Source organism: Agrobacterium tumefaciens (assembly GCF_031801495.1).
Taxonomy (GTDB): Bacteria; Pseudomonadota; Alphaproteobacteria; order Rhizobiales; family Rhizobiaceae; genus Agrobacterium; species Agrobacterium tumefaciens_K.
On the sequence record NZ_JAOEGC010000001.1, the window covers coordinates 1588443 to 1612833 of the forward strand.

The following is a 24391-nucleotide window of genomic DNA, read 5'->3' on the forward strand; positions in this document are numbered from 1 at the left end:
GCCAGAATGCCGCCTGAAGCGGCGCTGGCAAAACCTGAATGTGGGAGGTTGTCATGGCGACGCGGAACACGAGTGGTTTGGCGCGGATGATGCTGGCGCCGTCTGTATTGCTGCTTCTGGTATGGATGATCGTGCCGCTGGCGATGACCCTGTGGTTCTCGTTCCAGAACTACAATCTTCTCAACCCGGCCAATGTCAGCTTCGCCGGGCTGTTCAACTATCAGTTCTTTTATACCGATCCGGCCTTTTTCCAGTCCATCTGGAACACGCTGCTCATCGTCGTCGGCGTGCTGTTCATCACCGTCGTCGGCGGAACGGCGATCGCGCTTCTGCTGGATCAGGAAATCTTCGGCCAGGGTATCGTTCGCATTCTGGTCATCTCGCCGTTCTTCGTCATGCCGCCGGTCGCCGCTCTTGTCTGGAAGAACATGATCATGCATCCGGGCTATGGCGTGCTGGCGGATCTCGCCCGCTTCTTCGGGGTGCAGCCGATTGACTGGTTTGCGCAATATCCGCTGTTTTCCATCATCATCATCGTCGCATGGCAGTGGCTGCCATTCGCCACGCTGATCCTTTTGACCGCGCTGCAGTCGCTGGACGGCGAGCAGAAGGAAGCGGCCGAGATGGATGGCGCCAACTTCTTCAACCGCTTCATCTATCTGACGGTGCCGCATCTTTCCCGCGCCATCACGGTCGTCATTCTCATCCAGACGATCTTCTTGCTCGGCGTTTACGCGGAAATCCTCGTCACCACCAATGGCGGGCCGGGCTACGCGTCCACCAACCTCGCCTTCCTCATCTATCGCACGGCGCTGCTCGGTTATGACGTCGGCGGTGCATCGGCAGGCGGCATCATCGCCGTCATCCTCGCCAACGTCGTCGCCATCTTCCTGATGCGCGCCGTCGGCAAGAACCTCGATCGCTAAGGGGGAGAAAGATCATGGCACGCAAAGCATCGACCCGCTCCAAGATCGGTTTTTCACTGGCTGCATGGGCCGTCGCCCTCCTGCTGTTCTTCCCGATCCTCTATGCCTTCCTCACCTCCCTCAAGACGGAGCCGGAAGCGATTGCAGGCTTCAGTCTCCTTCCATCCGGAACGCTGGAAAACTACATCACGGTGCAGACGCAGCGCGATTACTTCAAGCCGTTCATGAATTCCGTCGTCCTGTCGCTCGGTTCGACCATCATCGCGCTCATTATCGCCATTCCGGCAGCATGGGCCATGGCCTTTTCGCCAACCAAGCGCACCAAGGACATCCTGATGTGGATGCTCTCCACAAAGATGATGCCGGCGGTTGCCGTGCTGGTGCCGATCTACCTGATCTTCCGCAACGCCGGCATGCTCGATACCCGCATCGGCCTGACGATCATGCTCACCTTCATCAACCTGCCGATCGTGGTGTGGATGCTCTACACCTACTTCCGGGAAATTCCGGGTGAAATCCTGGAAGCCGCGCGTATGGATGGAGCCTCGCTGTGGAACGAGATCGTCTATGTCCTGACGCCGATGGCGGTTCCGGGCATAGCCTCCACGCTGCTTTTGAACGTCATCCTCGCCTGGAACGAATCCTTCTGGACGATCCGGCTCACCACCACCAATGCAGCGCCGCTCACCGCCTTCATCGCCTCGTTCTCCTCACCGCAGGGTCTGTTCTGGGCGAAGCTTTCGGCGGCCTCGATGATGGCGATCGCGCCGATCCTCGTCATCGGCTGGTTTTCCCAGAAACAACTTGTGCGCGGCCTGACCTTTGGCGCGGTGAAATAACAAGGAACGATAACAATGGGCAGCATCTCGCTTAAAAAAGTTTCCAAGGTCTTCGGCGAAGCCAAGGTCATTCCTTCCATCGATCTCGATATCAACGATGGCGAGTTCGTCGTGTTCGTCGGCCCGTCCGGTTGCGGCAAGTCCACGCTTCTGCGTCTGATCGCCGGTCTCGAAGACGTTTCGGGCGGGCAGATCGTCATCGACGGCAAGGATGTCACCGAAAAGGCGCCTGCCGAGCGCGGCCTCGCCATGGTGTTCCAGTCCTATGCGCTTTATCCGCACATGAGCGTCAGGAACAACATCGCCTTCCCGCTGAAGATGGCCAAGCTCGACAAGGCGGTCATCGACAGGAAGGTGGAGGATGCGGCCCGCGTTCTCAACCTCACCGATTATCTGGAGCGCCGTCCTTCGCAGCTCTCCGGCGGTCAGCGCCAGCGTGTCGCCATTGGCCGAGCCATCGTGCGCGAACCGTCGGCGTTCCTGTTCGACGAGCCGCTCTCCAACCTCGATGCGGCGTTGCGCGGCACCATGCGGCTGGAAATCTCCGAACTGCACAACACGCTGAAAACGACGATGATCTACGTCACGCACGATCAGGTCGAGGCCATGACCATGGCCGACAAGATCGTCGTTCTGAACCGCGGCAACATCGAGCAGGTCGGCTCTCCGATGGAACTGTACCGCAGCCCCGCAAACCTGTTCGTTGCGGGCTTCATCGGCTCGCCACGCATGAACCTCATCACCGGCGATTACGCCCGGGCCAGAAGCGCCGCAACCGTTGGCGTACGCCCGGAACATCTCACCCTCTCCAAGGAAAGCGGGTTGTGGAAGGGCACCGTCACGGTTGCCGAACACCTCGGCTCTGACACTTTCCTGCATCTCGAGGTTGAGGGTATCGGCCCGATCACCGCGCGCGCCGATGGCGAGTTTGCCTGCAAGCATGGCGATACCGTCTTCATCACGCCGGATGAAACCAAAATCCATCGCTTCAATGAAAAAGGCATCGCATTATGACAGGCAGACTGAACGGCAAATCGGCACTGGTCACAGGCTCGGCCCGCGGCATCGGCCGCGCCTTTGCCGAAGCCTATGTGCGCGAAGGCGCAACCGTTGCCATTGCCGACATCAATTTCGAACGCGCTTCGCAAACCGCCAGTGAAATCGGTGAAAACGCCTACGCCGTCGAACTCGACGTGACCAAGCAGCATTCCATCGACACCGCGATCCGCACTGTGGAAAGCCGCCAGGGTGGCCTCGATATTCTCATCAACAACGCGGCGCTGTTCGATCTTGCGCCCATCGTCGAGATTTCGCGCGACAGCTATGAGCGGCTGTTTTCGATCAACGTGTCAGGCACGCTGTTCATGATGCAGTCGGCCGCGAAATCGATGATCGCGCGTGGCAAGGGCGGCAAGATCATCAACATGGCCAGTCAGGCTGGCCGTCGCGGCGAAGCGCTGGTCGCGGTGTATTGCGCCACCAAGGCGGCCGTCATCAGCCTGACCCAATCTGCCGGTCTGGACCTCATCAAACATGGCATCAACGTCAACGCAATTGCGCCCGGCGTGGTGGATGGCGAGCACTGGGACGGCGTGGATGCGCTGTTTGCGAAATACGAAAACCGGCCGCTTGGCGAAAAGAAGAAGCTGGTCGGCGAGGCCGTTCCATTCGGGCGCATGGGGCGTGCCGAAGACCTGACCGGCATGGCGGTTTTCCTCGCTTCTTCCGAGGCGGATTACATCGTCGCCCAGACCTACAACGTCGATGGCGGCAACTGGATGAGCTGACCCGCTGGCGCTCCGGCGTCTGCGCTTCGGCACGAACAACGTTTCCCTTTCGAGGATCGTCTCATGACATGCAAACTTTCACTCGCAACGCTCGACGAAGCCAGAAAAACGGCGGCTGTTCCGGCTTACTCCCGCGCCGATTTGACCGCCGGTATCGTGCATTTCGGCGTCGGCAATTTCCATCGCGCCCATCAGGCGGTCTATCTGGATGACCTCTTCAATACCGGCGCGGATCATGACTTCGCCATCATCGGCGCGGGCGTTCTGCCCTCCGATACGGTGATGCGCGAGAAGCTCGCCGCCCAGGATTTCCTGACGACGGTGGTGGAGCAGGACAACAACCGCACCGGTGCGCGTGTCACCGGCCCGATGATCGACATTCTTCCGGTCGGCGTTGCCCAGACGGCCATCGATACGCTGGCCGATCCGAAAATCCGCATCGTCTCTATGACCATTACCGAAGGCGGCTATTTCATCGATGCATCCGGTGCATTCAATCCAGCGCATCCGGCCATCGTCGGGGATGCAAACAGCCCGTCATCCCCGAAGACCGTGTTTGGCCTCATCGTTGCCGGGCTGAAAGCCCGTCGCGACAAAGGCATTCAGCCATTCACCGTCATGTCCTGCGACAACATTCCCCACAACGGAAAGGTCACGAAAAACGCGGTGGTCGGGCTGGCCGCACTTTCTGATCCGGCCTTCGCCAGCTGGATCGCTGAAAACGTCTCGTTCCCGAATTCCATGGTGGACCGCATCACGCCCGCAACCGGCGAGCGAGAGCGCAACATCGCCCGTGACGACTTCGGCATCGAGGACAACTGGCCGGTATTCTGCGAGGAGTTCAAGCAATGGGTGATGGAGGACAAGTTTCCTGCAGGTCGCCCGGCGCTTGAAAAGGCAGGCGTGCAGTTCGTGCCGGATGTCGCGCCCTACGAACACATGAAGATCCGCATCCTGAACGGCGGCCACGCCGCCATTGCCTATCCGGCAGCTCTTCTCGATATCCATTTCGTGCACGAGGCGATGGAGCATCCGTTGATCCGCGCCTTTCTCGCCAAGCTTGAAAAGGAAGAGATCATTCCCATCATTCCACCGGTGCCGGATACCGATCTCAACGAATATTTCGCGCTGATCGAGCGCCGTTTCCTCAACCCCAAGATCGGCGACACCATTCCGCGCCTTGCGCAGGATGGCTCCAACCGCCAGCCGAAGTTCATCCTGCCATCCACGGCGGATCGCCTAGCGGCGGGGAAGGACATCGTTGGCCTGTCACTGGTGTCGGCGCTGTGGTGCCGGTATTTCTACGGCACGTCGGACAGCGGCAAAGAAATCGTGTTCAACGACGCCAGCGCCGAGCGGCTTCAGGCCGCCGCCATCAAGGCAAAGGACGATCCGATGGCCTTTCTCGCCTTGCATGACATCTTCGGCGATGTTGCCGAATCGGAGCTTTTCCGTAAACGCTTCGCCCATGCACTGGCAACGCTGTGGCGGGAAGGCACGGCGAAAACCTTGCAGCTCTATCTGGATAACAAGCTGGCCGGGACGTGAAGCTTATGCGCGACGGGAACGAACCTTTGCTGATTTTCGATTGCGACGGCGTTCTCGTCGACAGCGAGCCCGTTTCCATCGCGGTCCTTCTCGACATGCTCTCCCATCTCGGCGTGGAGATGGGGGAGGAAGAAGCCTATAATCGGTTTCTGGGGCGCAGCGTTTCCAGCATGACGACCACCCTTTTCGAGGATTACGGCGTCGAGACGGATATCGATTTCCTTGATCATATGCGGGTGACGCTGTTCGAGCGTTTTCGAACGGAGCTGAAGCCCATCCCCGGTATTTTCGAGACACTCGACAGGCTGAGCCAGCCGCGCTGCGTTGCCTCGTCCAGCCAGCCGGAGCGTATCCGTTATTCTCTTGGTCTGACCGGACTTCTCGACAGGCTGGAACCGCATATTTTCAGCGCGACGATGGTGAAGAACGGCAAACCCGCGCCGGATCTTTTCCTGCATGCTGCGCGCGAGATGGAGATTTCCCCTGAGCGCTGCATCGTCATCGAGGACAGCCCGGCGGGCATCGCTGCGGCGAAGGCCGCGGGCATGACGGTGTTTGCCTTCACGGGTGGTTCGCATGCACGTTTTCCCGCTTTCCGGGAAAAGATCGCGGGGCTGGGAGCGGATGCGGTGTTTGACGCGATGCCGGATTTGGTCCAACTTGTCGGCGGTTATTTGGGGCGGGATGGCTCGGACAAGCAGGTGGAACGTGGTGCGCTCTGACGCTAAACTCATCCGCTCCTGTCTGCCGGTCATGGTGCAAGGGATGGAAGCCGAAACTTGATGCGTCAAAACCTCGTGGCTGTCGATGTCGGTACGGGCAGCGCGCGTGCCGGCATTTTTGATCCGACTGGCCGGCTTCTTGCCCGCGCCACGCACCCTATCATCATGAACAGGCCGCGTGAGAACCACGCCGAGCATGATTCCACCGATATCTGGAATGCGGCCTGCGTTGCGGTGAAGGCGGCGCTGGCCGATGCTTCCGTTTCCCCGCAGAGCATCGCTGCTATCGGCTTCGATGCCACATGCTCGCTCGTCGTGCGCGGACGGGAAGGGCAGCCGGTTTCGGTTTCGTTGAGTGGCGAAGAGCGGTTCGACACCATCGTCTGGCTTGACCATCGCGCAATAAACGAGGCGGATTTTCTCACGGCATCCGGGCATCGCGTTCTTGATTTCGCCGGCAAGAGCATGTCGCCGGAAATGCAGATGCCGAAGCTGATGTGGCTGAAGAAGCATCTGCCGCAAAGCTGGTCGCGTATGGCTTATGCCTTCGATCTGGCCGATTTCCTGACATGGAAAGCCACGGGTTCGGCGGAGCGCTCCAACTGCACGCAGACGGCCAAGTGGAATTTTCTGGCTCAGGAAAATCCGGGCTGGCAGGCGGATTATCTGGCGCTGGCGGGCCTTTCCGATCTTGTCGAGCGTGCGGGCCTTCCTGAAACCACGGTCCAGCCGGGCGGAAGCATGGGAACGTTGACACGGCAGGCGGCGCAGGAACTCGGCCTCGATTGTGAATGCCATGTGGCGGCAGGCATGATCGATGCCTATGCCGGAGCGCTTGGTGCACTCGGCGGCTCGCTTCAGTCGGATGTCGGCGCGCATGTGGCGCTGATTGCCGGAACCTCCAGTTGCCTTGTCGCCCTGTCCGAACGGCAGATGCCGGGTCACAGTCTGTGGGGGCCGTACTGGCAGGCGGTTCTGCCCGGGCATTGGCTGGTGGAGGGCGGTCAGTCCGCAACCGGCGCGCTTCTCGACCATATCGTACGCATGCACGCGGCGGGTGGAGAGCCGACAGCCGAACTGCATGGCCGCATCGTCAACCGGGTGATGGAGCTGCGCGCCGGGGAGGGGGATGCCTTCGCCGACCGGCTGCATGTCCTGCCTGATTTTCACGGCAATCGTTCGCCACTGGCCGATCCGCATGCGGTCGGTGTCATCAGCGGCCTGACGCTGGACACGTCCTTCGACAACCTCTGCCGTCTCTACTGGCGCACGGCCGTGGCGATTGCGCTCGGTGCGCGCCATGTTCTTGATGCGATGAAAGGCTTCGGTTACGCCGTCGAAACGCTGCACGTGACCGGTGGGCATGTGAAGAACCCGCTTCTGATGGAGCTTTATGCGGACGTGACGGGGAAGCGAATCGTGGTTCCTCAAAGCGCGGACGCGGTTCTGCTCGGTACGGCGATGACGGCGGCGGCGGCAGGTGGCGTGCACCGAAATCTGGCGGCGGCCGGTGTTGCGATGTATCAGGGCGAGGAGGAGTTTTTCGCAAATCCGTCAACTGCCCCCCGCTACGACCGGGATTATCGCCGGTTCCTGGCCATGTACCGTCATCGTCAGGAACTTGAGGCGATATGAACGTCTCGCGCCGTCAGGCGCTGAGTGCGCGCTTCAGGCCGGTCAGGTTTTTCAGCCGCGTCTTGCAGACCTCATCGGCATTTGCCGCAAGCGTGCAGAGCGCAAACTCCATCAATGAGACGAGTTGCAGCAGCCCTTGGCCACCATTTTGCACAAGCGGCATGGCGAGGCAGATATCGGCGCGTTCCGGCCCCCACTCGTAAAAGCGGGTGGTAATCAGCAGCGTTCGATACCCGCTCTTGCGTGCAGTTTCGGAAAGCCGCTGCAAGGTGGTGAGGTTGCCGCCGCCATCCATCATGATGAGCAGCGTGCTGCGCGGATCGGAATCCCACAGCGAGACATAGGCCGAACTGTCGCTGCTGAGGTAATGGACGTTCTTGCGGTATTCCAGCATGCGGCCGTGGAAGTAGCGGCCCGCACCAAGGCCTTCCGAGGATGGGGCAAGGAATACCTGCGGCGCAGAGGCGATCTCGTTCATGGCCAGCCGCCAGACGGGCTGCGAGGTCATGTCGAATGCGGTCTGTACGGCCTGGATCTGTTGCAGCAGCAGCTGCGAGAAGGGATTTGTCGGCGTCTGCGTTGTTTCACGCAGTGCCGCCGGTTCGCTACTGGGCGTTTCTTCCGCCTGTCGCAGATCGGCGCGGATATCGCTGAACTGGCGGTATCCCAATGACCGCAGAAAGCGGCCGACCGTCATCGGGCTCAGGTTGAGCTTGGCGGCGAGTGTCGCGGCCGTTTCAAACGGCAACTCGTCCAGATGCTCGATCAGGTATTTGGCGATCTTGCGTTCGGACGGCGTGCCGGATTTCATGGCCCGTGTCAGGTTGAGTAGCAGCTTTTCCACCAACGCCTCATTCATTCGTGTTCAATGGACGATATTCTTGGTAGCACGCCTGCCGCTTGAAAACGGGCAGCGCGTTTCATGGTGATGAGCCTGCTGTTGCCGGTCCTCCCTCCAGCGGTCCGAATATAATTTATTATAGGTTGTTTATTATATTTTAGGAGTTTCTTTTGTTCAAGCGGAATTCCATCTTCGATTTCATTTCAACCGCTTGTCATCCGCCTACCTTCTTGTCGGTCAGGCTGCGAGTGACTATCTCCGCTTCTGACAGGAAGTGCGGGCAAATGCCGCTCATGCCGGGAGTTTTGAATGATATTTGATGCTGCAAGACGGGCATTCGGTAATATTTTTGCCGCAGAAACGCGGTCCGTGTTCTGGAAGATGCTCGGCATCACATTGCTTGTGCTGGTGGCGCTCTGGTTCGTGATCCGATCCGTTTTCATCTATTTCGCGCTACCTTGGGTGGATGCGCTGATTCCCGGCATTCCCGACTGGGCCGGATGGCTCACATTCATCTTCGCCATCCTGGCTGGCATCGGTTTGGCGCTTGCGCTTGCGCTTTTGATTGCACCCGTCACGGCCATCGTCGCCGGTCTTTTTCTCGACGACGTGGCAGAGGTGGTGGAAAAGGGAAGTTATCCCAGCGATCCGCCCGGCCGCGCCTTGCCGATGGGTGAGGCGCTTGTGTCATCCCTCAAGTTTTTCGGCGTCATCATCGTCGGCAACATCGTAGCGCTGTTCCTGCTGCTGGTGCCGGGCATCAACCTCGTCGCCTTCTTTCTGGTGAACGGATACCTGCTCGGCCGGGAATTTTTCGAATTTGCCGCGATGCGCTTCCGTCCGCCCGCCGAGGCGCGGGCCTTCCGGGTGAAGCATCGCACCACCGTTTTCATGGCCGGACTGGTTATTGCCGGTTTCCTGGCGGTGCCGTTCCTCAACCTTTTGACGCCGCTCTTTGCCGCCTCGTTGATGGTGCACCTGCATAAATCCGTCAGCCGGCGCGATCCCTTATTCGCCGCTGGCGGCCCCGAAAAGCTGGGCGGGTAGCTCGACGAGGGGCGCTGGAATATCGAAGGTCTTTTCCGGCGACTTGCAGATATCAGCGATCACGCAGCGCTCGCATTCCGGCTTGCGGGCCTTGCAACAGTAACGTCCGTGCAGGATCAGCCAGTGATGGGCGTGGAACAGATATTGTTCGGGAATGATCCTGACCAGCCGGTCTTCCACCTCGTCCGGGGTTTTCCCCGGCGCAAGACAGAGCCGGTTGGCAATGCGGAAGACATGCGTATCGACGGCAAGCGTTGGAATGCCGAAGGCCATCGACATCACCACATTGGCGGTCTTGCGACCCACACCCGGCAACGTCACCAGTTCGTCGCGAGTTTTGGGAACCTCGCCGCCAAAATTGTCGATCAGCATCCGCGAGAGTGCGATCACGTTCTTCGCCTTGTTGCGATAAAGACCGATGGTCTTGATGTGGTCGATCAGCCGCTCCTCGCCAAGCTCCAGCATCTTTTCCGGGGTGTCGGCGATCTTGAACAGGGCGCGTGTGGCGCGGTTCACGCCGACGTCGGTGGCCTGTGCGGAGAGCGCTACAGCCACCAGCAGCGTGAAGGGATTGGTGTGCTCCAGCTCGCCTTTCGGTTCCGGCCGCTGGATGGAAAAGCGGCGGAAAATCTCCGTCAGTTCGTCCTTGGAATAGAGCGTTCTGACCCGTGTGACGCGGGTCCGCGACGCCGGATTTGACTTTTTCGGGGTTTCGGTGCTGGATCGTTTTCTGGCAACTGTCATGATCCATTCATAGCCTCAGGGCTTTGAGGAAAGCAACGTGGATACGCCCGAAGACAAGCCGATTTTCTCTGCCGAACTCGTGCCGTACCGGTCGCTCGGGCGCAAGGGTTTCCGCCTGCTCCTGCTGGTGTCCGGCCTCGTCTGCCTCGTCTATGGCGGTTTCTTTCTCGCGACGGGTGCGTGGCCGGTCGGGCTGTTTTTCGGTGTGGATTTCCTGCTGCTCTACTGGGCATTCCGCGCCAATTATCGTGCCGCGAAAGCGCGGGAGGAGGTCAGCGTTTCCCGCTTGAGCCTGTCGATCCGCAAGTTCTCGCCCGCCGGGCGTATGGTGGAGCATCGCTTCAACCCGTTCTGGGCGCGGTTCCGTGTGAAAAGGCACGAGGAGATCGGCATCCTGTCCATGCACGTGACAGGCGAGGGGCGCGCAACGGATATCGGCTCCTTCCTCAACCCCGACGATCGGGAAAGTTTCGCGAAGGCTTTCGGCAGCGCGCTTGCGACCGTACGGCGGCGGATTTGACTGGACGGCGCAAGAAACGGGTGGAGAGACAGACGATTGCGTGGTTTTCTTGAAATCCAAGGAGAAACGCGATGAACGCCAATATCATGTTGAAAGAAGACATCACCCCGGTCGGCTCGGACTACGAGACGGTGCGCCGGGTGATTGAAATCCTGACACTCGATTATCGCGACCAGCCTTCTCTGGAAGAGATCGCCACAAAACTTGGCCAGTCGCCCACACAGTTGCAGAAGACCTTCACCCGCTGGGCCGGGCTTTCCCCCAAGGCGTTTTTGCAGGCCGTGACGCTCGATCATGCCAAACGGCTGTTGCGTGACGAGGATCTGCCGTTGCTGGAAACCTCCATCGAGGTCGGCATGTCGGGGCCGGGGCGTCTGCATGATCTGTTCGTCACGCATGAGGCCATGTCGCCCGGCGAATGGAAGGCGAAGGGAAGTGGGCTGACGATCCGTTACGGTTTCCATCCATCGCCCTTCGGTCTGGCGCTGGTCATGGTCACGGACCGAGGCCTTGCCGGTTGCGCCTTTGCCGATCTGGGAGAGGAGCGCGCCTGTTTCGAGGACATGGCGCGCCGCTGGCCGCAAGCGGATTATGTCGAGGATCGCGAGGCAACGGCGCCTTATGCGGTGCGTATTTTCGAACCGTCGCTCTGGAGTGCCGACAGGCCGCTGCGTGTCGTTCTGCTCGGTACGGATTTTCAGGTCCGGGTCTGGCAAAGCCTGCTGAAAATCCCGATGGGCCGCGCCGTCACCTATTCCGATATCGCCTGCGATATCGGACAGCCAACCGCTTCGCGGGCCGTTGGTGCAGCCGTTGGCGCCAACCCCGTTTCCTTCGTGGTGCCCTGCCACCGCGCCGTCGGCAAGAGCGGTGCGCTGACCGGCTATCACTGGGGGCTGACTCGTAAACGGGCGATGCTCGGTTGGGAAACGGGCAAGGTGTGATACGGTGATTTCGCTTTTGCGCTGCGCCAACAAATTCGAAGTGACTGACAGCGCTCCTCACACTCAACGTCATCCTCGGGCTTGACCCGAGGATCTACCCGTCGCGGAAACCAAATGGATCCTCGCCTCAAGGGCGAGGATGACGTCTAAGCCAGTTCCATCAGCGCGGTTGCTGCTGCCTCGTCGGTGATCAGCGTGTTGCAGCCGATGCGCTTGATCGTAGCGCGGATGGCGGTGGCGCGGTGTGCGCCGCCGGAGGCCAGCACGATATGCTTGGCCTTGCGCAGCGTATCGAGATCGATGGCCATGGCCCGTTCGTTGATCGGGTGGTCGACGGAGCGGCCTTCGGCGTCGATGAAGTTGAACATGGTGTCGCAGACGCAGCCCGCGTCGATCAGCTCCTGCAAGGTCTCTTTCGAAATGAAGCCTTCCGACAGCGAGGTCGAGTGCGGGCCGATGTCGCCGCAGGATACGATGGCGAGGTCCAGCGTTTCGGCCAGATCATAGAGCGTCGCGAGGCCGCATTTTTCGATCAGCGCCCGCTTGGTGGCAACGGAATCGACCAGAAGTGGTGCGAGAAACATGTAACATTCCGCACCGAGCGCGCTTGCCAGCCGCCAGGTGTAGTCCAGCGGGTTGGTCTGGTGCACGGCGACGATGCCGCCGAGCAGCGACACCACCTTGCAGTTTTCGCGGCGCGGAGGGCGAAAGCTCGAGAGCGAGGCGGTCATGGTGCGGCCCCAGCCGACGCCGATGGTGGCGTCGTTCGGCACGACTTCGGACAGGAACTGCCCGAGCGCGAGTCCCACGGCTTTTGCGGTGCCATCGGCGGTCGCCTTGCCCGAAGAGGGCACGATGACGGCTTCATCCAGGCCGTAGGCGGCTTCTAGACGGCTGGCGAGGCCGACGAAATCCTCGATGCCCTCGTTGATCCAGATCTGTACCTCGGAGCGTTTCATTGCCTCGTCCAGCAGGCGGATCACCGTCGACCGGCTGATGCCGAGCCTCTCGGCGACATCTTTCTGCGTCATTCCCTGATTATAATAGAGCCATGCGGCTCTCAGTCTCAGCGACGCCGCTTCCGAATAGGCCGTATGGGTTTCTCTTCTTAGTTTCGCCACGGTTTCCGCCATTGTTTGGGTCCGGGCGAGTATCGCAGGCGTGAAACTTATGTCAATTGCGATGCGCAAATGTCTTGACTTTCGGTCCGCTCGCTTGCGATAGTCTGAGCCGGAAAGAACCGTGGTTTCGGCCTTGGGCGCACCTGTTCGTCAAGGATATGTGCGGGAACGAAAAGACGGAAGAATCAGTTTTAGAAAGATCATGAAGGATCACTCGGTATGACGTCTAAACTCGAACAACTCCGCGCCATCACCACCGTCGTTGCCGATACCGGCGACATCGAGGCTGTGGCCCGTCTGAAGCCTGTCGATTGCACCACCAACCCGACCATCGTTCTCAAGGCACTCGGCACGCCGGTCTTTGCAGATGCGGTGAAGGAAGCCGTGGCCTGGGGCCGCAAGCAGGGTGGACAGTCGGATGCGGTCGTCGGTGCCGTTGCCGACCGTCTCGCAATTTCCGTCGGTGCCGCTCTTGCCGGTCTTGTACCCGGCCGCGTTTCGACCGAAGTCGACGCCGACCTGTCGTTCGACACCGAAGCATCCATTGCCAAGGCGCGTCAGATCATCGCCGCCTACAAGGAGCGCGGCATCGAGCGTGAACGCATCCTCATCAAGCTTGCTTCCACGTGGGAAGGCATCAAGGCTGCCGAGGTTCTCCAGTCCGAAGGCATCGATTGCAATCTGACGCTGCTCTTCTCGCAGGCTCAGGCCATTGCCTGCGCCGAAGCCAAGGTATTCCTGATTTCGCCCTTCGTCGGCCGTATCCTGGACTGGTACAAGAAGTCCACCGGTGAAAACTACACCTCCGAAACCGATCCGGGCGTTGTTTCCGTCCGCAGCATCTACAACTACTACAAGGCGAACGGCATCAAGACGGTCGTCATGGGCGCATCGTTCCGCAACGTCGGCGAAATCGAAGCGCTGGCCGGTTGCGACCGCCTGACCATCAGCCCGGCGCTGCTGGAAGAGCTGGACAAGGACACCGGCACGCTGGAGCGCAAGCTCTCGCCTGACAACATCAAGCCGGAGCCGCTGAAGTCGCTCGACGAAAAGGCGTTCCGCTGGGCGCTCAACGAAGATGCCATGGCAACAGAGAAGCTGTCGGAAGGCATCCGCCTGTTTGCCAAGGATCTCGTTACCCTGCGTGAAATGGTCCGCAAGGAACTGACTGCAGCCGCAGCCTGATAAAAAACGGGGAACGTTTCGCGCAGCCGAACGTTTCCATCACATAAATCTCCAGTCATTGAAGGCGCAGCCGGGTCCCTGCCGGTTGCGCCTACTTTTTGTTTATTGTCTCAGGTGCCCTGTTCGCCCGCCACCACGGCGGAAATGCGCTTTGCCGTGTCGCGGATCAGCCTCTCGCAATCCTCTCGGGAGGGGGCGTTCCCGCCAAGCGTCGTGATATAGGGGCAGGTGACGACCGCAAGCGCCGTGCCGTCCAGCGTCAGAATCGGGGCAGAGATGTTGCGCACGCCTGCGGTCTGAAGGCTGTCCATGGATTCGAAGCCGTTCCTGCGAACCTGCGCCAGCCGTTGCGAAAGCCCTTCGGGCGCGGCCTCGCCACCGCCACGCAGCTGCTCGGCAATCATGATGTCACGCTGGGCTTCAGTCTGGAAGGCCAGCAGCACCAGTCCGGAGCCGGTGTGGAACAGACTCATCTGCGCGCCGACGCGCATCGACATCGCCCAGTAGGTCGAGGATTCCTGCTGCGCGATCACCACCACGCCGCCTCGGTCGTAGACCGCCAGATGGCACGCCTGTCCGGCATCGCGCGAGAAGTCGCGCATCAGCGGCGCGGCAAAGGAAACCAGTCGCCTTACGGGGGCGTGGAAATGCGCCAGTCCGAACAGTTTCAGCGTCAGGGAAAACCGGTCGCCATCCTGTCTGTGAACGTAACCGCGACGCACCAGCCGGTCCAGCATGCGGTAGAATTCATTGGGGCTTTTGCCGATCGCCTTGGCGATTTCGATCTGCGTCAAGCCGCCGTCCGTACGGGCCAGCAGTTCGAGAATGTCGAGCCCCTTGTCGAGTGCGGGCGCACGGTATCTTTCGCTGTCGTCGTCGGTCATCTGGCCTCAGTGATGTTTCAAGGGACGCGTTGTTTTTGATGGCAAACATGCCGTACGACCCGTCCGGATCCGGCTTGTCTGCTTGACGGATTATGAATACCCCGTTTACATATGAATTGTCGATCCATATTTGAGATCAAGCGGTTTGCGGTCTGCGATAAGAGGCGCGGGCCATAGCGGAGGTTTTCATGGTGCAGGATTTTAGCGGCCGTACGGTGGTCATCACGGCGGCCGGTCAGGGTATCGGTCGTGCGGCGGCGGAGCGTTTCGTGTCGCTCGGCGGACGCGTAATAGCGACCGATATCAACGAACAGGCGCTTTCGACGCTAAAGGGTGCCGAAACCCGTATTCTGAACGTACTGGATGGCGATGCGGTGAAGGCGTTCGCAGCCGAGATCGGCACTGCCGATGTGCTGTTCAACTGCGCCGGATACGTCCACTCCGGCACCATCCTCGACTGCGAGGAAAAGGACTGGGATTTCTCCTTCGACCTCAACGCCAAGGCCATGTACCGCACCTGCCGCGCCTTCCTTCCGGGCATGCTGGAAAAGGGCAAGGGGTCCATCGTCAACATGTCGTCGGTTGCGTCCAGCGTGAAGGGCGTCGCCAACCGTTTCGCCTATACGGCGTCCAAGGCTGCCGTGATCGGTCTGACAAAGGCGATTGCCTCCGATTACGTCACCAAGGGTATTCGCTGCAACGCCATCTGCCCCGGCACCGTCGACAGCCCGTCCCTGCATGATCGTCTGCGCGCTACCGGCAATTACGAGCAGGCTCTCGCCGACTTTATCGCGCGCCAGCCGATGGGCCGTATCGCCACGCCGGAAGAGATTGCCGCACTCGTGACATATCTCGCATCCGATGAGGCAGGCTTCACCACCGGCCAGGCTCACGTCATCGACGGCGGCTGGACCGGCTGATTTTCCTTTCCATGGAAAAGAGCAAAGGCGACCGGTTCTGACCGATCGCCTTTTTTGTTGTCTTGTCCGGCTACACCACGGCGCTGCCAGCCATCAGGGCGAGCACCAGGAAGACCAGGAAGATCACCAGGGCGATGAAGAACAGGATGCGGGCGACACCCGCTGCCGCCGCCGAAATTCCGGTAAAGCCGAAGACGCCCGCGACGAGGGAGATGACAAAGAAAATAAGAGCCCATTTCAGCATGGCGTCCCACCTTTCGTTTAAGGTTTCAGGCCTGCAACTTTGCCGCAGGCTTGGAGAAATGACGCGCAAAAAGCGAAAATGTTCCGTGGCTTATAAAAAATCCCCGTTTCAGATAGTCTGCTCGTCCGCCTTGTCCATATTGTCCATGCGTCGTGCCTTCATCGTCGTGCGGATGAAGGTTGCGACGAAGAAAAGGCTCATGAACAGCACGATGGTCGGCGCGGGTGCACTGTCGATCAGGAAGCTCAGCCAGATGCCCGCCAGAGAAGCCGTAATGGCGACAGCGATCGCCACCAGCAGCATGCTGGCGAAACGCCGCGTCAGCAGGAAGGCGATGGCACCGGGGGCGACCAGCATCGCGACCGAGAGGATGATGCCGACGGCCTTCAGAGCGCCTACCACGGTCAGCGACAGGACCATCAGCAGGCCGTAATGCAGTACGCGCACCGGCAGACCGATTGCCCTTGCATGCTGTGCATCGAACGCATTCACCAGCAGATCCTTGCGCAGGATGCCGAGGAACAGTGTGGCCAGCAGCGCGATGATCCCCGTTTCGATCATGTCTGCAACCGAAATGCCCAGCATGTCGCCGAACAGGATATGGTCGAGGTGAACGTCGCTCTGCACCTTCACGTAAAGTACGAGGCCAAGGCCGAACATACCGGAAAAGACGATACCGAGAACCGTGTCTTCCTTGATGCGGCTGTTTTCCTTGATGTAGCCGGTGCCGAGCGCGCAGATCATGCCGGCGATGAACGCGCCGATGGAAAGCGGAATGCCGAAGATATAGGCGATCACCACGCCGGGTAGAACGGCATGCGATACGGCGTCTCCCATCAGCGACCAGCCTTTGAGCACCAGAAAGCAAGACAGCATGGCCATCGGTACGGCAATCATCAGGGTTATGATGAAGGCGTATTGCATGAAGGGAAGCTGGAACGGCAGGATCGCCAGTTCGAGATACTCGCTCATGGTGTGTCCTCCAGCGCTTCACGCGCCCGTGCCCTCGCCGCGAGAAGGCCATGCTTGGGGGCGAAGACGAAGGCCGTCAGGAAGATCGCCGTCTGTAGAACGACGATGACGCCGCCGGTCGCGCCGTTGAGGAAGTAGCTCAGATAGGCACCGGTGAAGCTGGTCGCCGCGCCGATGATGAGGCTCATCAGGATCAGACGCTCGAAGCGGTCGGTCAGCAGATAGGCGGTGGCGCCGGGCGTCACCACCATGGCGACGACCAGAAACGCGCCGACCGTCTGGAGGGCTGCAACCGTCGATGCCGCCAGCAGCGTGAAGAAGATCACCTTCAGCACTTCAGGCCGCAGGCCGATGGTGCGGGCGTGATTCTCATCGAAGAACACCACCATGAAGTCGCGCCATTTCAGCGCCAGCACCAGAAGGCTGATGCCGCCGATCAGCGCAAGCTGGATGGTGTCTTCGGCGGTGATCGCCAGAATGTTGCCAAGCACGATGGTCTGGATGTTGATCGAGGTGGGCGACAGCGACACCATGAACAGGCCAAGCCCGAAAAACGAGGTGAAGATCAGCCCGATGATCGCGTCTTCCTTGAGGCGTGTTTTCTGGTTGAGAAACAGCATCGAGCCTGCCGCCAGTCCGCCAGAGAGAAATGCGCCGAGCGAGAAGGGCAGGCCCAGCATATAGGCGCCCGCAACGCCGGGAACGATGGCATGGGAGAGCGCATCGCCGATCAGCGACCAGCCTTTGAGCATCAGGTAAGCGGAGAGAAAACCGCAGACGCCACCCACCAGCGCGCTGACCCAGATGGCGTTCAGCATGTAGCCGTAGGTGAACGGCTCAAGAAGAGTGGCCATCATCGCTCTTCTCCATGGTTTTGCCGTCGGGAGCGCGGTCATCGCTGCGTGGCTGCTCATGCACCTTCTGGCCGTTCCTGCCGTAAATCACGAAAGGCCGCTCGTCATCGGTAATGACTTTCACACGGCGCGGATCGGCGTCGTCGTGCAGATCCTTGCCGCCAAGGATGAAGTGGCGAAGGCTGCCGCCAAAGGCTTTCTGCAGGTTCTCTTCGGTAAAGGTGTCTTCCGTTCTGCCAGCCGCCAGGACGGTGCCTTTCACGAACACGGCGCGGTCGCAGAATTCCGGCACGCTGCCCAGATTGTGGGTGGAAACCAGCATGATCCGGCCTTCGTCGCGCAAGGCTTTCAACAAGGCGACAATCTGTTCCTCGGTGGTCACATCGACGCCGGTGAAGGGCTCATCCAGCAGGATCACCTGTCCTTCCTGCGCCAGTGCGCGGGCGAGAAACACCCGCTTCTTCTGCCCGCCAGAAAGTTCGCCGATCTGCCTCTTGCGATAGTCGAGCATGTTGACGCGTTTCAGTGCGTCCTCAACCATCTGGTGGTCGCGTCTGGAAGGGATACGCAGGAAGTTCATGTGGCCATAGCGGCCCATCATCACCACGTCTTCCACCAGAACCGGAAAACTCCAGTCGACCTCTTCTGCCTGCGGCACATAGGCGACGAGGTTCTTACGTAGCGCATCGCGCACCGGCTGCTCGAAGATCGACACGGAACCGGCCGCCAGGGGCACGAAACCCATGATCGCCTTGAAGATTGTCGACTTGCCAGCACCATTGACGCCGACCAGTGCAGTGATGGTTCCACGCGGTATGGAGAAGCTGGCATTTCTTAACGCGGTGTGGCCGTTGCGATAGGTCACTGTCGCATTCTGGACCGTCAGTCCATCATCGCTGCGTTTACTGCCCATTCTCATGATGACAGGCCTTTAGCGATGGTGCTGCTCGTCACGCGAAGCAGATCGAGGTACGTCGGCACCGGGCCATCCGCCTCGCTCAGCGAGTCGACATAGATCACGCCGCCATAGTTTGCGCCGGTTTCCTTGGCCACCTGTTTGGCGGGATCGGCAGACACGGTGCTTTCGCTGAAGATGACATGGATGTTGTGTTCGCGCATCGCGTCGATCACACCGCGGACCTGCTGCGGCGTGCCCTGGCTGTCGGCGTTCACCGGCCACAGATAGAGTTCCTTGAGCCCGAAATCGCGGGCGAGATAAGAGAACGCGCCTTCGCTCGTTACCAACCAGCGCTTGTCCTCTGGCAGTGTCGAAAGCGCGTCGCGGATCGGCTGGATCGTGGCGCGGATCTTGTCGGAGTAGGTCTTGGCGTTGGTTGCATAGACCTCGGCGTTTGCGGGGTCGATTTCCGTCAGCCCCTTACGGATATTCTCTACATAAATCAGGGCATTATCCGGAGACATCCATGCATGCGGATTGGGCTTGCCCTGATAGGCGCCGCCGCTGATCGACATCGGCTCGACGCCATCCGTGACGGTGACGCTTGGAACACCGGAGAGGTTCGCCAGGAATTTCTCGAACCACAATTCCAGATTGAGGCCATTGCGCAGGACGAGATCGGCCTTGCGGGCTTTCAGGATGTCGCGCGGGGTTGGCTGATAGTTGTGGATTTCGGCGCCCGGTTTGGTGATGCTTTCCACATTCGCCGCGTCGCCGGCCACGTTGCGCGCCATGTCGGCAATGATTGTGAAGGTGGTGACAACGGTCGGTTTCTCCGCAGCAGATGCCGCGCCGGGCAGGGAAAGTGCAAGAGCGAAAAGTGCATGCCTGATTTTTAGAAACGTCACGTTTGTCACCGATTACTTGTTGCGATCAATTCGCAACAACATCCGGTATAAATTTCCTCTTGTCAATGCTATTGCAAATCATTCGCATTTTAGGAAATTGTCCGGAAACGGGGCATTTTTGCCGTCGCGGCCGCGTGGCAATTAAACTTTTTTCAATGAGAAGACGTCAGTATCGAGCGGCTGGGGCGAGATTCGTCTTTGGCATTTTTGGTCCCGCGTACGTTCCTCTTTCGTTGAACAGTCGCCCGGGATTGGGGTGATTGACGGGGTAGTGAATGTCAGGATGTCGCGTGTGAAGGCTGTATTCAAACGAATGCGGTTTTCGCGCAAACTCGTTTTGATCGGAGGCGGGATCCTGCTCCTTGCGGGCGCGACCGGCTCTGCTGCCGTGTTTATTGGCAGCGAGCGGTTGTTCGGGCCATCCTATGCATCCGTCAACGGGTTGACGTGCGACGTCGTTCAGACGGTCAATATCAAGAAAAACGGTTCACTCTGGATTCGCAAGTTCGTTCGCACGGCGGGCGGCGACGGCACGGAACGCGTGAAAACGGCATTGCGCGTCGCAAAGGCCGTTTATGAAAAACAGAAGCCCGATCTCGTGCAGGTTTCCGTTCTGGACAAGGACGGGCCGGACTTGCGCTCGGAGATGCGCGGCCGCGCGATTGCCGCGCAGGTGGTTTTCATTCCGGATCAGTCGAAACTTCCCGAAGGCATCGAAAGTCAGAAATATTCCGCTTTTTATTATGATGGCCCGCCGAACGGCAGCGGCCAGTTTTACGGTTTGCGCATCGATCTTCCGCTGGAAGATGCGGAGACAATGGCGGCGAGCCTGACGGATATGGCCGATTGCAATGCGCCGGTCGAGGTACAGGAAGCCGGCGGCCATGGTGCGAAAAAATCCGATGGTCACGGCGAAAAGGCCGGACACGGAGAGGCGAAAGAGAGCGGCGGTCACGGTGAAGCTCCGACAGAGGCCGGTCATGACGAACCTGAGGCCGAAGGCCACGGCGCAACGCCTTCGCCGCAGGCACATGGCGAAACGAACGGCGACGAGCTTCTGACCTCGACACCGGAGGCGGAAAGCGAAAGCATGTTCAGCCTCGCCTATATCAAGTCTCTGATCTTCGGAAAAGGTGCGAGCACAGCGCAGGCCGCGGAAGAAGAACCCGCCGGACACGACGCGCCACCTGCCGATGCACCGAAGGAAGCCGGTGAAAACCTAGGGCATTAAGAGGGTGTCGACTGTCGTCCGGCACGCCCACGTTTCTGGTCAGATATCCGGCCCGATGCGCAACCGGCCTATCGGATTTGGAAATTTCTTACGTTTGTTTTCAATTGCCGGAGAGAAGTTTTGCGACAGCGCCGCGAAGGCGGCAATTCGCGCGATGAGCTTTTCTCGGTCGCCCTTTGTGACGGATTTGTAGCTTTTTACGTCAACAACGTAATTTTTCAGCCAGTCTTCGAATCCCCCCTCGTTCCAGCGTCGCTCGGTCGCCAATACTGTATCCTCCAGCCGGTCATAGGCCACGAGCGCACGGCGCCATCGATGCTCGTCAAAATTGAGCGCGCCATTTGCGAATTGCGATCCGACATCAAGCCCGTAGCTCATGAGTTTTGTTGAGCGTTCTGGCGGCATAGTCAGGTTCAACCCGCCTTCATCCTTGGTGAGGAAGACGCGGGCGATGCGTTCTCTCTGGCCCGGCATGGTGGCCAAGGATTGATCTTGCCAGTCTTTGGCGGAATTCAGGATACTCCACAGGAACGAGCCCGTTTTGTCCATCGCGTGAACGGGCACACCTATCCCTTCGCCTGCTTCCTGTGGGATGGAAACGCGCTTGCTGCTGCGGGGCAGAAACTCCGGCAAGTCGTCGAGGCTGAGGGCGAAGGTTGGACGGGAGGGGAGGAGCGCATCGAAGAGATGGATGGGAAAGTTACTGCTGATACCGCCGTCAGAGAACCAGATTTTCGTCTTGATGACGGGCGGTGCCTTTCCGTTGCTGACACGTGCAATCGTATCGAGCGTGCCACGATCATTCGTGTAAGCGGGAATGGCTTTGAAGAGAAGGGGAAAGCTCAAACTCATGCGCGTCGCGACAATGACCGGTAACTGCTTCTCCTCTGGAAAAGCCTTGAGTTCAGGAAAAGGACCGCCCCGTGTTGCGATTTTCTCCAGCCAGTTCATCACGGGCTGGGGAAACAGCTCACGCCATTCTTTCGGGTCATAAGCGACCATAAGACCTGTGGCAGGCAGCGTGTGCGGTCGCCGCATCGACAGATTGGTCGTGATCATCTTCAGATTTATAGTCGGCTTTTCAGGGTCATCTCCCATGAGGTGGCCAAACGTCAAGGGAGGCGCAGTCGCGGCGTCACTGCCAAAGGCGATATCCTGGATCGATGCATGAAGCCATTCCGTCAGGCCCGGAACATCCGCACCGGAAACCGTCAGGCCCGAACAGAAACCGAACCCGTCCCGGGGCAGTCGGTGGAAAATCAGCCACACGATCTGAATGACGATGCCGGTCAGTATCCCCACCAGTCCGCCGAGAACCGATCCAAAAAATCCGCTGTGGAGTGCCCATAGCAAGCCAGCGCCTATTGCGATGCCTGCTATCGAGGCCACGGGAAAGGCGGCAGGCAATCCGAAGACTTTGCCTGCCCATCCACTTGCCTGCGCCTCGCAGCAGATAGTTCATGAGAGGGCGGTAACGGGGTTGCGGCTGAAAAAGCTTGCCGAGAATATCTGGTATCTTGTCACAATGAGTCTGTAAGCGCACGAACCCTTCAGGGTCGGTTCTGACGGTGCGAGAATACTCCGCCGCAGCCGCGAAAGCGGCCGCGATTGCACCGGCTGATGTGCCGCCGATCGAGTGGAAGCGATACCGCCGCGCCAGTTCAAGTACGGCATAGGGATAGACGACACCGGAGGTGATACCGCCTTTCATCACCACGTCGCAGTCCTTGTCCGGAGTTGCGAACATGTCGGGCTGGTATCTGGGAAGCTCATTCTCGGACATGCGTATCTCCCCGACGGCTTGGGTGTACTGAAGCCGTGAAACACAATGCGAAATGATGTTTGACGGCTAGCACAATCGGAGGCAGATTCGCCAGTATATTCCACTGGGAGTTATATGGATTTACTCGATCTGTTCCTCGTCGGGGCGGCAATACTTGATGCGGCCGTGTCTTCTAACAGCGCTCCCAGTACTTCTCTCAAATAGAAGTAAGCGAGCCTTGATGCTCGGGGCAGGCGCAAACAGGTCGATAGAGAAGTTCAGCCAGAGGTGGCCACAAGCCACCTCTGGTCATTCCTTTTTAGTCCGCCTTGTTGCGGCGGGCAGGGAACAGGATCACGTCGCGGATCGACGGTGCGTTGGTCAGAAGCATGATCAGGCGGTCGACGCCGATGCCGAGGCCACCGGCGGGCGGCATGCCCTGATCGATGGCGTCGAGGAACTCGTCGTCTAGCTGCTTGTCCTTCTCGCCGCGGGCGTGGGCCTGCTCGAGCTGTTCCACCATGCGGCGGCGCTGCTCTTCCGGGTCGTTGAGTTCGGAGAACGCATTGCCCACTTCCCAGGCGTTGCAGTAGCTCTCGAAACGCTCGACCAGACGCGGTTCGCCCGGCACTTCCTTGGCAAAGGGCGAGATGTCCTTCGGGAAATGCGTGACGTGGCTCGGCTGGATCAGCGTGCCTTCGACCTTTTCTTCGAAGATGAAAGCAAGGCATTCACCCCAGGTCCAGTCCTTCTCGACGGCAAAACCGGCAGCCTTGGCGGCAGCGCGGGCTTCCTCATCGGTCTTGAGGCTAAGGAAGTCGATCCCGGTCGCTTCCTTCACGGCATCCGGCATCGGCACGCGCTTGAACGGACCCTTGAAGGAAATCGTCTGGCCCTGGAATTCAACTTCGGTCGTGCCGTGGATGGCGATTGCCAGCGTCTCGAACAGACGCTCCACGAGGCCCATGATGTCCTCGTAGTCGGCGTAGGCCCAGTAGCACTCCATCATGGTGAATTCAGGGTTGTGACGGGTCGAAACGCCTTCGTTGCGGAAGTTGCGGTTGATTTCGAATACCTTGTCGGAAAGGCCCGAAACCAGCGTGCGCTTCAGGAACAGTTCCGGCGCGATACGCAGGTACATGTCCATCTTCAGCGTGTTGTGGAAGGTCTTGAACGGATCGGCCGTCGCACCGCCATAGACGGTCTGCAGCATCGGCGTTTCCACTTCGAGGAAGCCTTCCGCCTCCATGAAGCGACGGATGCCGGATACGATCTTCGAACGCTGCTGGAAGCGCAGCTTGGATTCCTCGTTGGAGAGAATGTCCAGATGGCGCTTGCGATAACGCAGCTCGATGTCGGAAACGCCGTGCCACTTTTCCGGCATCGGCAGCAGCGACTTGGTGAGCATGGTGATCTCTTCGGCGTTGATCGTCAGCTCGCCGCGCTTGGTGCGACGCACCTTACCGGTCACGCCGATGATGTCGCCGATGTCGATCATCGGCAGAAGGGCGCGGGCCGCTTCCGGCGTCGTGTCCTTGTGGGAGAAGATCTGCACCTTGCCGGATGCATCATGGATATCCATGAACATGCCGGAGTTGCGGTTGGAGTAAACGCGTCCGGCAACCGTCACCGTATCGCCGGTTTCGACGTCCGCTTCGATGTCGGCGTATTTCTCGGCCAGCTCGGCGTTGGTCAGCGTGCGGTGGAAATGCGCCGGATAGACATCGCCGATCTGCTCGCGCAGCAGCGCCAGTTTCTGGCGGCGAACCTCGGTGGCGTCGGAGGAAAGGGCAGTCGTTTCGGTTGTCTTGTCGTTCATCGTTCAATTCCTGTTGCGGCGTTGCCGCGTCGCCCGTTTG

Annotated in this window: 23 protein-coding genes and 1 pseudogene; 13 read left to right on the forward strand and 11 right to left on the reverse strand. The window is 59.6% G+C overall.

Going from position 1 to position 24391, the window contains the following annotated elements; translation table 11 throughout:
• Positions 1–53 precede the first annotated feature (53 nt).
• The 7 genes from N7578_RS07430 to N7578_RS07460 all read left to right on the forward strand — a co-directional run bounded on the left by N7578_RS07430 (position 54) and on the right by N7578_RS07460 (position 7457).
• Complete coding sequence (locus N7578_RS07430; protein WP_311109636.1) at positions 54–926, forward strand: sugar ABC transporter permease; 873 nt, start codon at positions 54–56, stop codon at positions 924–926.
• A gap of 14 nt (positions 927–940) precedes the next feature.
• A complete protein-coding gene (locus N7578_RS07435) occupies positions 941–1765 on the forward strand; it encodes a carbohydrate ABC transporter permease (protein ID WP_311109637.1) in 825 nt (274 codons plus the stop codon).
• A 15-nt stretch (positions 1766–1780) separates the two neighbouring features.
• Positions 1781–2779 (forward strand): ABC transporter ATP-binding protein, encoded by a 999-nt coding sequence (locus tag N7578_RS07440; RefSeq protein ID WP_311109638.1) that lies wholly within the window; start codon positions 1781–1783, stop codon positions 2777–2779.
• Positions 2776–3552, forward strand: coding sequence for an L-iditol 2-dehydrogenase (locus tag N7578_RS07445; RefSeq protein ID WP_311109639.1), 777 nt, complete (start codon positions 2776–2778; stop codon positions 3550–3552). The genes N7578_RS07440 and N7578_RS07445 overlap by 4 nt, the downstream gene beginning before the upstream one ends.
• A gap of 63 nt (positions 3553–3615) precedes the next feature.
• Positions 3616–5100 (forward strand): mannitol dehydrogenase family protein, encoded by a 1485-nt coding sequence (locus N7578_RS07450; protein WP_311109640.1) that lies wholly within the window; start codon positions 3616–3618, stop codon positions 5098–5100.
• A 5-nt stretch (positions 5101–5105) separates the two neighbouring features.
• Positions 5106–5822, forward strand: a complete 717-nt coding sequence (locus N7578_RS07455) for an HAD family hydrolase (protein WP_311109641.1) — start codon at positions 5106–5108, stop codon at positions 5820–5822.
• Positions 5823–5882: 60 nt separating this feature from the next.
• The gene (locus N7578_RS07460; protein WP_311109642.1) at positions 5883–7457 is read left to right on the forward strand and encodes an FGGY-family carbohydrate kinase; all 1575 of its coding nucleotides are present in this window, start codon (positions 5883–5885) and stop codon (positions 7455–7457) included.
• 13 nt (positions 7458–7470) lie between these two features.
• Here N7578_RS07460 and N7578_RS07465 read toward each other — a convergent pair whose 3' ends face one another.
• Entirely contained in the window at positions 7471–8316 is an 846-nt protein-coding gene (locus N7578_RS07465; RefSeq protein WP_311109643.1) for a MurR/RpiR family transcriptional regulator, read from the reverse strand.
• A gap of 291 nt (positions 8317–8607) precedes the next feature.
• On the opposite strand from N7578_RS07465, the gene N7578_RS07470 reads away from it, so the two are divergent.
• Positions 8608–9345 (forward strand): sulfate transporter family protein, encoded by a 738-nt coding sequence (locus N7578_RS07470; protein ID WP_311109644.1) that lies wholly within the window; start codon positions 8608–8610, stop codon positions 9343–9345.
• Here N7578_RS07470 and nth read toward each other — a convergent pair.
• Complete coding sequence (nth, locus tag N7578_RS07475; protein ID WP_311109645.1) at positions 9307–10089, reverse strand: endonuclease III; 783 nt, start codon at positions 10087–10089, stop codon at positions 9307–9309. The genes N7578_RS07470 and nth overlap by 39 nt on opposite strands.
• 37 nt (positions 10090–10126) lie before the next feature.
• Here nth and N7578_RS07480 point away from each other — a divergent pair, with 37 nt between their 5' ends.
• Positions 10127–10609, forward strand: coding sequence for a DUF2244 domain-containing protein (locus N7578_RS07480; protein ID WP_311109646.1), 483 nt, complete (start codon positions 10127–10129; stop codon positions 10607–10609).
• A gap of 71 nt (positions 10610–10680) precedes the next feature.
• Positions 10681–11553, forward strand: a complete 873-nt coding sequence (locus tag N7578_RS07485) for a bifunctional helix-turn-helix domain-containing protein/methylated-DNA--[protein]-cysteine S-methyltransferase (RefSeq protein WP_311109647.1) — start codon at positions 10681–10683, stop codon at positions 11551–11553.
• A gap of 146 nt (positions 11554–11699) precedes the next feature.
• Here the strand turns inward: N7578_RS07485 and N7578_RS07490 are convergent, their stop codons facing one another.
• Positions 11700–12674 (reverse strand): sugar-binding transcriptional regulator, encoded by a 975-nt coding sequence (locus N7578_RS07490; protein ID WP_311109648.1) that lies wholly within the window; start codon positions 12672–12674, stop codon positions 11700–11702.
• Between the two features lie 219 nt (positions 12675–12893).
• On the opposite strand from N7578_RS07490, the gene tal reads away from it, so the two are divergent.
• Positions 12894–13859 carry a transaldolase gene (gene tal / locus N7578_RS07495; protein WP_311109649.1) on the forward strand — a complete coding sequence of 322 codons (966 nt, stop codon included), beginning with the start codon at positions 12894–12896 and terminating at the stop codon, positions 13857–13859.
• Between the two features lie 110 nt (positions 13860–13969).
• On the opposite strand, the gene N7578_RS07500 is transcribed toward tal, so the two are convergent.
• On the reverse strand, positions 13970–14743 hold the full coding sequence (locus N7578_RS07500) for an IclR family transcriptional regulator (RefSeq protein WP_311109650.1): 774 nt from the start codon (positions 14741–14743) through the stop codon (positions 13970–13972).
• 188 nt (positions 14744–14931) lie between these two features.
• Between N7578_RS07500 and N7578_RS07505 the strand changes: the two genes are divergently transcribed.
• Complete coding sequence (locus N7578_RS07505) at positions 14932–15663, forward strand: SDR family oxidoreductase (protein WP_311109651.1); 732 nt, start codon at positions 14932–14934, stop codon at positions 15661–15663.
• A 70-nt stretch (positions 15664–15733) separates the two neighbouring features.
• Here the strand turns inward: N7578_RS07505 and N7578_RS07510 are convergent, their stop codons facing one another.
• The 5 genes from N7578_RS07510 to N7578_RS07530 form a co-directional block, all read right to left on the reverse strand.
• Complete coding sequence (locus N7578_RS07510) at positions 15734–15907, reverse strand: DUF1328 domain-containing protein (protein WP_311109652.1); 174 nt, start codon at positions 15905–15907, stop codon at positions 15734–15736.
• Between the two features lie 108 nt (positions 15908–16015).
• Entirely contained in the window at positions 16016–16879 is an 864-nt protein-coding gene (locus N7578_RS07515) for a metal ABC transporter permease (RefSeq protein ID WP_311109653.1), read from the reverse strand.
• Positions 16876–17736, reverse strand: a complete 861-nt coding sequence (locus tag N7578_RS07520; RefSeq protein WP_311109654.1) for a metal ABC transporter permease — start codon at positions 17734–17736, stop codon at positions 16876–16878. Before N7578_RS07520 ends, N7578_RS07515 begins: the two co-directional genes overlap by 4 nt.
• Positions 17717–18652 carry a manganese/iron ABC transporter ATP-binding protein gene (locus N7578_RS07525; protein WP_311109655.1) on the reverse strand — a complete coding sequence of 312 codons (936 nt, stop codon included), beginning with the start codon at positions 18650–18652 and terminating at the stop codon, positions 17717–17719. Before N7578_RS07525 ends, N7578_RS07520 begins: the two co-directional genes overlap by 20 nt.
• Positions 18649–19539, reverse strand: a complete 891-nt coding sequence (locus tag N7578_RS07530) for a metal ABC transporter substrate-binding protein (RefSeq protein WP_311109656.1) — start codon at positions 19537–19539, stop codon at positions 18649–18651. Before N7578_RS07530 ends, N7578_RS07525 begins: the two co-directional genes overlap by 4 nt.
• Before the next feature lie 283 nt (positions 19540–19822).
• Here N7578_RS07530 and N7578_RS07535 point away from each other — a divergent pair, with 283 nt between their 5' ends.
• Positions 19823–20770 (forward strand): hypothetical protein, encoded by a 948-nt coding sequence (locus tag N7578_RS07535; protein ID WP_311109657.1) that lies wholly within the window; start codon positions 19823–19825, stop codon positions 20768–20770.
• A 39-nt stretch (positions 20771–20809) separates the two neighbouring features.
• Here the strand turns inward: N7578_RS07535 and N7578_RS07540 are convergent.
• Positions 20810–22517 (reverse strand): annotated as a pseudogene (locus tag N7578_RS07540) (patatin-like phospholipase family protein).
• Between the two features lie 334 nt (positions 22518–22851).
• Positions 22852–24351, reverse strand: coding sequence for a lysine--tRNA ligase (lysS, locus tag N7578_RS07550; RefSeq protein ID WP_311109659.1), 1500 nt, complete (start codon positions 24349–24351; stop codon positions 22852–22854).
• Positions 24352–24391: the final 40 nt, after the last annotated feature.